Consider the following 867-nt stretch of genomic DNA (forward strand, 5'->3'; position numbering starts at 1 on the left):
GCTAAACGGTACTGCTGGAATAGAGAATGTTGGTAGAGAGCCCGCTAGTGTTGCTGCTTCGTCACCAGACATAGTACGTAGGAAATCAACAACAGTGCGAGTTTCAAGATCAAGGCCTACAACCAAAGCTGTTACTGTAACAATAGCTACCAATGAAGAAGGTACTGCTGTAGTGAGCTTAGGTAGGAAGTGGATGATACCCATAGTGAGTGCGACTAGACCTAGCATTAGTGTCATTTGACCGCTTGGTAACCAAGTTAGCGCACCTGTTACGTCTGGTGCTTTAAATTGTCCAAGCTGCGCTAAGAAGATAACGATCGCTAAACCGTTCACGAAACCAATCATTACTGGGTGCGGAACGATACGGATGAATTTACCTAGCTTAAATACACCCGCTGCAATTTGCAGAAGGCCGGCTAGCATAACTGCCGCAAATAGGTATTGAACGCCATGGGTTGCTACTAGGCTAACCATTACAACAGCCATTGCGCCAGTTGCACCAGAAATCATACCTGGACGACCGCCGAAGACAGAAGTGATTAAACCTACGATGAATGCTGCGTAAAGACCAACCATTGGGTCAACGCCTGCAACAAAGGCGAATGCTACGGCTTCAGGTACTAGAGCTAAGGCTACGGTAAGACCTGAAAGCACATCATTTTTTACAGAGTGCTTTGAAAATTGTGGGAATTCGAACATGTTTGCTCAGCTATGCTTAAAATGGGTTTACCGACACGAGTGTATTGCGTAGCCAAACAGTGATGAAAAAGAGCGGCAATAGCTAAGTGTCGAAAATATAAGTGCGCGAATGCTACCCAAAAATGTGATTAAGTTCAAGGTTGAACCCTATTTTGAGTAATATATCTA

General features: G+C 44.6%; 1 protein-coding gene. It reads right to left on the reverse strand.

Going from position 1 to position 867, the window contains the following annotated elements; translation table 11 throughout:
- Nucleotides 1-699 (reverse strand): SulP family inorganic anion transporter (locus AB4232_RS18820; protein WP_372087736.1); only part of this gene is annotated, 699 nt, incomplete at its 3' end.
- Between the last annotated feature and the right edge of the window lie 168 nt (nucleotides 700-867).

The organism is Vibrio sp. 10N.286.46.A8 (assembly GCF_041470165.1).
Taxonomy (GTDB): Bacteria; Pseudomonadota; Gammaproteobacteria; order Enterobacterales; family Vibrionaceae; genus Vibrio; species Vibrio tasmaniensis_A.